The 9,214-nt window shown below is 65.8% G+C and carries 9 protein-coding genes; 6 read left to right on the top strand and 3 right to left on the bottom strand.

The window, feature by feature from the left end; all coding sequences use genetic code 11:
* Positions 1 to 160 precede the first annotated feature (160 nt).
* From FGD71_RS02125 to FGD71_RS02105, 5 genes are all read left to right on the top strand, one after another.
* On the top strand, positions 161 to 1,879 hold the full coding sequence (locus tag FGD71_RS02125; protein WP_119098624.1) for an SUMF1/EgtB/PvdO family nonheme iron enzyme: 1,719 nt from the start codon (positions 161 to 163) through the stop codon (positions 1,877 to 1,879).
* A 7-nt stretch (positions 1,880 to 1,886) separates the two neighbouring features.
* Complete coding sequence (locus tag FGD71_RS02120) at positions 1,887 to 2,930, top strand: radical SAM protein (protein WP_119098623.1); 1,044 nt, start codon at positions 1,887 to 1,889, stop codon at positions 2,928 to 2,930.
* Positions 2,917 to 3,615: a P-loop NTPase family protein gene (locus FGD71_RS02115; RefSeq protein WP_140935802.1), complete on the top strand. Its 699-nt coding sequence runs from the start codon at positions 2,917 to 2,919 to the stop codon at positions 3,613 to 3,615. The genes FGD71_RS02120 and FGD71_RS02115 overlap by 14 nt, the downstream gene beginning before the upstream one ends.
* Positions 3,616 to 3,744: 129 nt before the next feature.
* Positions 3,745 to 4,608, top strand: coding sequence for an NUDIX hydrolase (locus FGD71_RS02110; RefSeq protein ID WP_162930995.1), 864 nt, complete (start codon positions 3,745 to 3,747; stop codon positions 4,606 to 4,608).
* A gap of 116 nt (positions 4,609 to 4,724) precedes the next feature.
* A complete protein-coding gene (locus tag FGD71_RS02105) occupies positions 4,725 to 5,774 on the top strand; it encodes a macro domain-containing protein (protein WP_119098620.1) in 1,050 nt (349 codons plus the stop codon).
* 37 nt (positions 5,775 to 5,811) lie between these two features.
* Here FGD71_RS02105 and FGD71_RS02100 read toward each other — a convergent pair whose 3' ends face one another.
* Positions 5,812 to 6,327: a YbaK/EbsC family protein gene (locus FGD71_RS02100; protein WP_119098619.1), complete on the bottom strand. Its 516-nt coding sequence runs from the start codon at positions 6,325 to 6,327 to the stop codon at positions 5,812 to 5,814.
* Entirely contained in the window at positions 6,279 to 7,328 is a 1,050-nt protein-coding gene (locus FGD71_RS02095; RefSeq protein WP_119098618.1) for a DMT family transporter, read from the bottom strand. The genes FGD71_RS02100 and FGD71_RS02095 overlap by 49 nt, the downstream gene beginning before the upstream one ends.
* 93 nt (positions 7,329 to 7,421) lie before the next feature.
* Here FGD71_RS02095 and FGD71_RS02090 point away from each other — a divergent pair, with 93 nt between their 5' ends.
* Positions 7,422 to 8,324: a LysR family transcriptional regulator gene (locus tag FGD71_RS02090; RefSeq protein ID WP_119098617.1), complete on the top strand. Its 903-nt coding sequence runs from the start codon at positions 7,422 to 7,424 to the stop codon at positions 8,322 to 8,324.
* Between the two features lie 14 nt (positions 8,325 to 8,338).
* On the opposite strand, the gene FGD71_RS02085 is transcribed toward FGD71_RS02090, so the two are convergent.
* Positions 8,339 to 9,193, bottom strand: coding sequence for a phosphotransferase enzyme family protein (locus FGD71_RS02085; protein WP_119098616.1), 855 nt, complete (start codon positions 9,191 to 9,193; stop codon positions 8,339 to 8,341).
* Between the last annotated feature and the right edge of the window lie 21 nt (positions 9,194 to 9,214).

The raw sequence follows: 9,214 nt of genomic DNA, 5'->3' as shown, positions 1-9,214 counted from the left end.
CACCGGCCGACCGTGAAGCCCCGGAACCGGACAACCCGCCCTCAAGCCAACGAGAACCGCCGAACGCTCGCAGAACACCCACTGAGGGCGCGCCGCCCGCGCAAGCACAGTCGGCAGGACTCTTCACCCACCGTTAGGTGGCCGGTACGCTCTGACGCTGATGGCAAGTCAGGGAATACCGCGATTCATAACGGAAGCACTCGACCGAGACGAGCTCCTCCTGTTTGTCGGTTCCGGCATCTCTCTGCCCTACGCCGGCAAGAAGGGCATGCCGGGAAGCCTGGAGGTATCGACACGCATCGCGGATCGACTGCTCGAGCGGAAGGTGTCGAGCGACGAATCACTGATGCAAGTCGCCCAAGAAGCGGTCTGGCAGGACGGGGGCAGTCGACAGCGCCTGGAGGCAACGCTGACGGAGGCTTTCGCTGATCCGAACGTCCAGCCCCTGCCCGCGCATCAGGCGTTGGCTGCCATTGACAGCACGATCATCACCACAAACTACGACACTTTGATCGAACGCGCTTTCCAGACTTTCGGGAAGCGTCTGTCGGTGGTCTGGAACGACGAGCATCTCTCAAGTGTTTCAGGCTCCATGCTCATAAAAGTGCACGGCACGGTCGATGCGCCGTCGAGTTGCGTCATAACGGAGGATGATTACTACCACTGGATGGACCGAGAGCCTGAGCTCCGCGAGCTCATCAGGGCGCTGTTCCTGACCAAAACGCTGTGCTTCGTCGGATATTCTCTCGCAGATCCAAATTTTCGGGCCATTCTTCGCATCCTCCGCTTCAAGTTCGCTGCCATCCGTCGCCCGGGGCTGGTGGTGACCTACAAGACCGATCCGACCTCCTACAACCACAGGTTCATTACAGAGAGCCTTGGGCTCCGTGTTCATCAGGGTGACGCCACCGATTTTCTCCGCATGCTGGCCAGGCATGGAGACAGAACACCCTATGCAGACGTCCTGGCCTCGCAGGAGATCCGCGACCGCTATTTTGCCGAAGACCTGGACGACATTACCTTTCAAGACTTCGCAGCGGACATGATTGCTCAGCAGATCGCGAACGGGACGGCGGAGAAGTTGTCCATGAGTCCGTCCTTGCTTGTCAGGCTGCGCAAACGCAACGATTTGACCACGCTCCCGAGCATGGCACTTTCGCCTGCCGCCGACGATGGGTTTATTAGAGTTCCGGCCGGGCCATTCATCGCCGGGGGAGAGCGGCATGGAAACGAGCTCATCCGAGTGGAGACCATCGCAAAACCGTATTGCATCGGCGAGTGCGTGGTCACCAATGACGAGTATCGGAAATTCGTCCAGTGGTGTGGGGGCGTGAACCACGATCGCACCCACTGCCATCCTGATGAGCCGGCGGGCAAGGATCACGTCCCACAGGACGAGCCACATCCGCACGATCTTCCTCCGGATTACTGGATCAGCGAGTCCTGCGGAGACTACCCAGTGGTCAACGTCGACTGGTGGGACGCATACGCCTACTGCCGATGGGCTGGTGGGAGGTTGCCCACGGAACTGGAATGGGAACGTGCGGCGCGGGGCGTCGACGGACGACAGTACCCGTGGGGTGACTCATTCGACCCTTCTCACTGCAATACCGAGGAGCGGGGCGAGCGGAGGACTCTTCCCGTCGACTCATTGCCCCTGGGTCGCAGTCCAGTCGGGGCTTACCAGATGAGCGGAAACGTATGGGAATGGTGCGCTGACGAATACTTTTCCCCCCGCTTTCAATCCGCCTCCCGCATTGTCAGAGGCGGCTCGTTCAGTCGGGGAGAGCACCGGGCGCGTTGCGCCTTCAGGAACGGTCGGCCACCCGGAGACGCCTGGTGCAGCCGGGGCTTCCGTATCGCACGGGACGACTCATGAGCTCCCCATGAAAGGGGATAGGACGGTGCGCTTGTTCAACGCTGATCGACTGCGATTGCTGATCACTGATTCCTGCAATCTCAGCTGCTCCTATTGCCACAATGAGGGGCAATTCGGGCGAGGGGCATTCATGTCGACGTCCGTCGTGGCCGACCTGGCCGCATGGTTGCGGGACAACTCGATTCGCGTCAAGAATCTCATTCTGAGCGGAGGGGAGCCTTCACTCCATCCGCAGCTCATCGAAATTGTCCAGGAGCTGGAGGGGGTGGCAGACAAAATTTCCATGGTCTCGAACGGCACCCGGCTCACGCCGACGGTCATCGATCGTTTGGCGGAGAATGGTATGAGCTATATAAAATTCGGAATCGACGCCGTTGATGCGCTCTCTACCAAAGGGCCGCTGGACCGTGCGACGCGCACCGCCCGGAAGGAAGTGCTCGCCAATTCCGTGTACGCGGCGAAGGTCATGCCCGGATCGCATCTCAATACAGTGGTGAGCTCCTTCAATTACCACAGGATTCGGAATGTCATCGAGTGGTGTGACCGGCATTCCATGGGTGTGAAATTCCTTGAGCTGATCGAAGTGCGCCCCGAGGTGCGTGACATCAAGCCCTTCCCGGGCGGCACAGGGCATTCTTGGTTCGCGCAAATCTATGAAGACGCGCGTGATCTGCTGAGTGACGTCGAATACAACCCGGACGTCATGAAGTTCTACGCCCGCTCTCCTGCGGGACAAGTCGTCCAGTTCAGCGAGAACTTCTGCTTGTACGGCGCCTGCAGTCGGCTGTGGACGCGCATCGACTCGCACGGAAGGCTTGTTCCCTGCATCAATCGGCCGGTTACACGTCCCCTCTCCCTGAGCGAGACCGGATTGACGCAAACCGCGGCTGTCAACCGGGAGATGACGGACGTGTCCGTCTGGCCCTGCGGTGCGACGGGGGTCAGCGACGAAGGCCCGAAACCGGATCGCGTGGAGCTGGAAATCGCGTTGAGCGACGGGTCGGTGGCCTCCTTCCCACTCACAGGGAGAACGAACTGTGTCGGCTGGTAGGGGTGTGAGGACGACGGCATGGTCAACGATGCGAGCCGAGGCTCACTCACGTGTCGACCCGATCGTTTCTGCTTCCCGCGACTTCTATGCTCTGGGAGTGGTGGGCCTTCCCGGTACAGGGAAGACGACGGTGCTGGAAGTCCTCACGGATTCAAGACCCGATCTGTCCTACGTGGGAACGAGTGCTTTCCATGCGCCCGGCTCGCGAATGGCTCATTACATCCATAGGCTCTTCGTCGAAGCTGACCCTCGCGCAGCCGTCCCCTGTCAGTTCGAGGCACTGACCGAGCGGACGCTGCTGCAGCGATCGGCTGACTCGACGGCGTGCGTCGACGAGCCCATCGAGGCGGTGCTCGCACACACACAGGCTCTGTGGGCGTGCGGTCTGCTGAGCGATTCAGAGGCCGGGACGTGGTTGACCGCATACGAGCTCGCCTCTCGAACTCTCCCGTCGGCAGCCTCTATGGTGCTGCTCACCTGTGACAGTGAGGAACGCCGACGGCGCACGCGCGTCCGCGGCCGCCTCCGCGATGGGAGCGTGGGCGACGGGTACCTGGATGCGTTCGACGAGGCTCTGCGCGAGATGCTGCAGGCATCCAGAGCTCATGGAGTCCCCACGTTCGAACTCGACACGACCGGCAGGTCGCCCTGTGCGTCAGCCGAGCGCCTCCGTCTCCTGTTGTGACAGAACCTGACGATCTTCGAGCCAACTAGCTTGGTGACGAATGCGACAAGGAAAGCTGGTGACCAGTCAGTGCCACGAGGTCGTCACCCGCGTGAGCGGGCTGGAGTCATTCTCGTTCACGAGGACCGCTTGGCGGTCAAGGTGCCCACGGGAAGCCTCGGCCCTGGCGAAGGCTGCTATGAATTCCCTATCGGCGAAATCTGCGCGGGAGAAACACCCGAGGCGGCAGTGGTGAGTCGCCTGCGTGAGGCCACCGGCCTGGAGGTCAGAGTCTCCACGCACGACTGCGTGCGCCTTGTCAGTACGGGCCATGTCGACTGGTACTTCCGCGCATCTGCCGTAGTTCCCTCGACCGCGGCGACTCTCAGCGTCTCTCGTTCCCTTGCGGGAAATCGCCTTGCGTTCGTCGATTTGCCGTCCATCGCAGCCGCGACTCTGTCACCACCATCTCTGGCCGAGGTCGTGTTGCATGCACTGTCCACAGGCGAGTGGTGGAGCAATGAGATCCGACTTTCCGACCCGTGTGAGAAGCCCCCGTCCAGGATCCGGGCAGGGGCGGTGGTCATCAACGCGAAGGGTGAGGTCCTCCTCATCGAGCGAAACAGCCCGGGGCGTCGCTGGTACGAGATCCCGGGAGGAGGCACCGAGCCGGATGAACTTCCGGAAAATGCCGCTGTGCGGGAACTCGTCGAAGAGACGGGCTTGTCCGTGGTGATTCGACTGGAACTTGCCGTCGTCCTCAAGGAAGGAAGGCGCGAGCACTATTTCCTCGCAAGTTGCAGCGACCCGGCCGTCGAACCGAGGGAACTTGACCTCAGGGAGCATTCGAAACTGGTGTGGTTGGACGTCTCAGACCTGCCGAATCTACCCTTGTGGCCCAAGCGGCTGGCTTGGCGGATCGCCCACTGGCACAAGACGGAGTGGCCCAAATCTCCTGTGGTATTGAGTGATTCCGTCCCGGACGCCGACCTCACGAAACCCTGCGACTGGTGAACCTTTTGATCGCCAGGTCAGTGTGTACGTGGCGCAAGTGACTGTGGTTCGCTTGCTGCGCTGCGGGCTGTCTGCCGGGCGAGTTGGTCAGGCGTGAGAACGGGAGAGCATCACCGATGAGCCCGCTGCTGCTGAGTGTGACCGTCATCCTTGTCGCGTCCGGCGTCGCCTTGCAGATCTGGTCCTCAGGGCCCGCTCGCGCCGGTCGGCAGTTCGCCCTGCAGCTTCCCGTGGTCCTCCTGTACTCCCTGGCAGGGGCACTGTTTCTCTTCACAGCCTTCCCCGACTCGCTCTCCGAGGGCAGGGCGCTGGGGTTCAGCCTTGGCGGGGCGGCTGGATTCGTTGCCTTCTTCATGCTGTCGTCCTTCGCATGGCTGTCCAAGACCCGCCGCCGCGACGAACTCGCCGCCGACCTGAAGAAGGCGAATAGGGAGAACGCCCGGCTGCGCAAACAGCTGCTCAGCGAGCGGAGCGAGGAAGGGGCGGCCCGTCCGCTCCAGAACACCCGGTACGAAATCCCCCTGCGAGGCGACCGCCGGCACCGGCTGGGAATGATCACCGGCAATCTCGCGAACGTGCTCGGAACGGACGTGTGGGTCAACACCGAGAACACCCACATGGAGATGTCGCGCGTCAACGAGCCGACCATCTCGGCGACGATCCGCTACCACGGCGGCCGAAGAGACGCGGGCGGTCACCTGGTCCACGACACCATCGCTTCGGAGTTGGCCGAACGGATGGCGGGCCAGTCTCAGGTGGCGGCGGGCCAGGTTCTGGTAACCGGGCCGGGGGAACTCCAGGAAAGCCATCAAGTCAAGCGGATCGTCCATGTGGCCGCCGTGGAAGGGGAACCGGGCTCCGGATTCCGCCAGGTCATGGACCTGGAGAGATGTGTCCGCAACGTCCTGGCCGAAGTGGACCGCCTCAACGAGGAGGGAGAGGTACTCCGCTCGATCGTGCTGCCGCTCCTGGGAACCGGGGGCGGCAACAGCGATCTTCGGAAGACGGTGGAGACACTGGTGGCCGCTGCCGTCGGCTACTTCCGGTCGAATGCAGTCTCGCGCATCCGCACTGTCTACCTGCTGGCCAACACCGATGTGCAGGCCGTCGCCTGCCGGACAGCTCTGGAATCGGAGCCGGGGCTCGTCGGCTCGTCCGAGTCCTAGATGGCAGGTCCGGCGGCTCCATGAGTCTCAGATCGTGTTACGAGCTCTCGGGATTCGCGATCCGTGCCACCCGTGGCTCGGCGAGCCGGGCGTAGTCCTGGCCCGAGATGACCAGGGAGCGGTCCAGACGGGCGGCGTTGAAGTACAGGCGCGGCTGGGTGACCACCTCCGGGTCGGCGACGAGTTCGAGGTCGGGATCGAAACTGAACGGGAGGACGGTGCCGGGGATGGCACGGGCCATTCGTTCGGCGGTGGCCGCGTCGCTGAATCCGGCGTAGCGGGCGGTGTAGAGCGAGCGGATGGCGTCGAGGTCCACGCGGCGGTCACCGGGCACGACAGCGAGGACGTGGCGGGTGGTCTTCCGGTCCACCTTCACCCTCAGGACGAGGCACTTCGCGGCCTCGGACTCCGGGTGACCGCGCAGCGCGCTGACGGCCCCGGTGCTGCCTTCAGGCTCGTGGTCGATGAGTTCGTAGGCGATGGAGGAGGTGTCGAGCAGGGCGATCAGACGGTCGTAGGTGTCGTAGTCGTGGGTGGTGCCGTGGTGGGGCATGCGGTGTCCTCTTCGGTTCCGTTCGGATGCGTGGCCTTCGGGTCCGTGGTGTCCGGGTCCGTGATGTCCGAGTCCGTGGTGTCCGGGTCCGTGGTGTTCGGGTGCTCGGCGTTCTTGAAGTCCGTGGTGCGGTGGGCGCGTTCGACGGCCTGCCCCCAGTACGTTCCGGCGACCATCAGGGTCGCGCCGAGACCGGTGAGCGGGGTGAAGTGTTCGCCGGCGAGGCCGATGCCGGCCGCAGCGGCCCAGATCGGCTCCGTGCCCAGCAGGAGGCTCGCCCGGCTCGCTGAGGTGCGCTGAACGGCCCAGGTCTGGGCAAGGAAGGCGAACACGCTGCAGAACAGGGCGAGATAGAGCAGCTGGGCCCAGCCGGCCGCGCCGATGTGGGTGAGGGCGGGAAGATCGCCGGACGCCGGTACGAGGAACAGGGCGGTGCCGACGAGGGTCTGCAGGGTGGTCAGTCGCAGCGGGCGTATCGCGCGGTGCGCGGTGAGCCGGCCGACGAGTGCGACATGAACCGCCCGGATCAGCGCGGCGGCGAGCATCAGCAGGTCGCCGAGGCGGGGCGCGTGGAAGCCGTTTCCCGACATGAGGAGGCCGACGGCCAGCAGACACACTCCGGCCGCTGCATAGAAGGACGGCGGAAGGCCGCCGCGGTGTCCCGTGCGGTCGAGGAGAGGAGTGATCACGATGGTGAGGCTGATGATCAGTCCGGCGTTCGCGGCGCTCGTGTGGGCGACGCCGTACGTCTCCACGACCAGCACGGCCGCCTGGGTGACTCCCAGGGGCACGCCGGCCCGGATCTCGTCACGGGTCCATCCGCGGGACGTCCGGTCGGCGGCGACCAGACCGAGACAGGCGAGCGCGGACAGCGCGTACCGGGCGAACAGCACCACCAGAACGGGCAGCACCGCGGTCGCGGTCTGGGCGGCGAGATAGCTGGAACCCCAGACGAGGGCCACGAGGAGAAGTACCGCATCGGTACGGCGGGCGTCAGGCACGCGCCCACCTTGCACTCCCGGCGTCCCTGAAGCCCAGAGCCAACTTCTTAACTGATCCTTTAGTTTCCCTACAGTGATCTCTAGGCTGGGTGCATGGACGAACGGCAGCTGCGGATCCTGCGTGAGCTGGGCGAACTGGGCAGCGTCACGGCGGTCGCCGAGGCGCTGCTGGTGACGCCCTCGGCGATCTCCCAGCAGCTGCGGCTGCTGCAACGCGCGATGCCCGTGCCGCTGACCGAGCGTCAGGGGCGGCGGCTGGTGCTCACCGATGCGGGGCAGGCTCTGGCCGGCGCGGCGATCGAGGTGGAGACGGCGATGGAGCGCGCCCGGCACACCGTCGCGGAGTTCGTCGACCGGCCGGACGGCGAGGTGTCGGTGGCGGCCTTCCACAGCGCGGGTTCGGCGTTCTTCCCCCTGCTGCTACGCGGGCTCGCCGCACCCGGCGGCCCGCTGCTGACCCTCGCCGACGAGGATGTGACGCAGGACGAATTCCCGCCGCTGACCCGGGAGTACGACCTCGTGCTCGCCCACCGCCTCGATCACACCCCGAGATGGCCGCGCACTGTGACGGCCACGACGCTGCTGCGGGAGCCGCTCGACGTGGCCATGCCCGCCGACCACCCGCTGGCCGTCAAGCGGCGGCTCACCCCGCGCGACGTGGCCGACCAGCCCTGGATCACGGCGCACGACGGCTTCCCGGTCCTGGCCACCATCGACGCCATCGCCACGGCCGCGGGGCGTCGGCTCCATCTCGCCCACCGCATCAACGAGTTCGCGGTGGTGGCCGAGGCGGTCGCCGCCGGTGGAGGGCTCGCCTTGATACCCCGCTGGACCATGCGTCCGCATCCCGCGCTGGTCCTCAAGCCGCTCAGCGGCGTACAGGCCCGGCGGCACATCGACGCGCTCCACCGTCCCGAGCGCATCGCGCGGAAGGCCGTACGCACGGTGCTCGCCGAGCTGCGTCGTGCGGCCGGGACGATCCGCGGCCAGGGCTGAGCGGCCGAGCGGTATCAGAAGGAATACCAGCGAACCGTCTCGTCCCCGTCCCGCAGTGACGCCACCCGCCGCTCGAACTCCGCCAGCGCCTTCGGGTTGCTCGGCGCGTGCTGGGCGACCCAGGCGCAGCTGGCCGTCTCACGCGCCCCGCGCAGTACGCCGCAGCCGTCCCACTCGCGCACGTCCCAGCCGTAGGTGTCCGTGAAGGAGTCGTACGCCTCGGCCGGCAGCCCGTAGCGGTCCCGGGACAGGGCCATGACCACCAGGTCGTGCTCGCGCAGGTCGACGGAGAAGGTCTCCAGGTCGACCAGCACGGGACCGTCCGGGCCGACATGGACGTTGCGGGGCAGCGCGTCGCCGTGGATCGGGCCCGGCGACAGCCGCGGCGTGAGCGCGGCGGCCGCCGTGGCGAAGCCGTCGCGGCGCTCCCGCAGATACTCGGCGTCCGCCGGGTCGATGGCGTCGCCCGCGAGCCGCAGCCACCGCTCGACGCCGCCCAGCAGCTCGCGCCGCGGCAGGTCGAAGGCGGGGGAGGACAGGGCATGTACGACCCGCAGCAATTCGGCCAGATCGCGTGGCTCGGCGGGCCGCACGGGTTCGGGCAGCCGGTGCCACAGGGTCACCGGGTGACCGGCCACGAGCCGTGGACCGGGCTCGGCCGCCCGCACCGCGCGGACGCCCGCCTCGGCGAGCCAGACCGCGATGGCCAGCTCCCGCCGCGCCCGGTCGAGGAGTTCGGCGTCGCGCCCCACCTTGACGACCAGGTCACCGGCGGCGAACACCGCGTTCTCGCCCAGCGCGAGCAGCTGAGCGCCGGACCGGCCGAGACCCGCCTCGGCGAGTACGTCCCGTGCCCGTGCCTCGTCCATCAGTCGCCTCCTGTGCCTCTC

This window comes from Streptomyces sporangiiformans (assembly GCF_005768555.2).
Classification (GTDB): Bacteria; Actinomycetota; Actinomycetes; order Streptomycetales; family Streptomycetaceae; genus Streptomyces; species Streptomyces sporangiiformans.
The sequence above is the reverse complement of the archived record's forward strand: the minus strand, read 5'-3'. Positions and strand labels throughout refer to the sequence as shown.

Coding starts and splice junctions, on each gene's coding strand:
- FGD71_RS02125 (WP_119098624.1), top strand. CDS start 161: ATGGCAAGTCAGGGAATACCGCGATTCATAACGGAAGCACTCGACCGA.
- FGD71_RS02120 (WP_119098623.1), top strand. CDS start 1,887: ATGAAAGGGGATAGGACGGTGCGCTTGTTCAACGCTGATCGACTGCGA.
- FGD71_RS02105 (WP_119098620.1), top strand. CDS start 4,725: ATGAGCCCGCTGCTGCTGAGTGTGACCGTCATCCTTGTCGCGTCCGGC.
- FGD71_RS02100 (WP_119098619.1), bottom strand. CDS start 6,327: ATGCCCCACCACGGCACCACCCACGACTACGACACCTACGACCGTCTG.
- FGD71_RS02090 (WP_119098617.1), top strand. CDS start 7,422: ATGGACGAACGGCAGCTGCGGATCCTGCGTGAGCTGGGCGAACTGGGC.
- FGD71_RS02085 (WP_119098616.1), bottom strand. CDS start 9,193: ATGGACGAGGCACGGGCACGGGACGTACTCGCCGAGGCGGGTCTCGGC.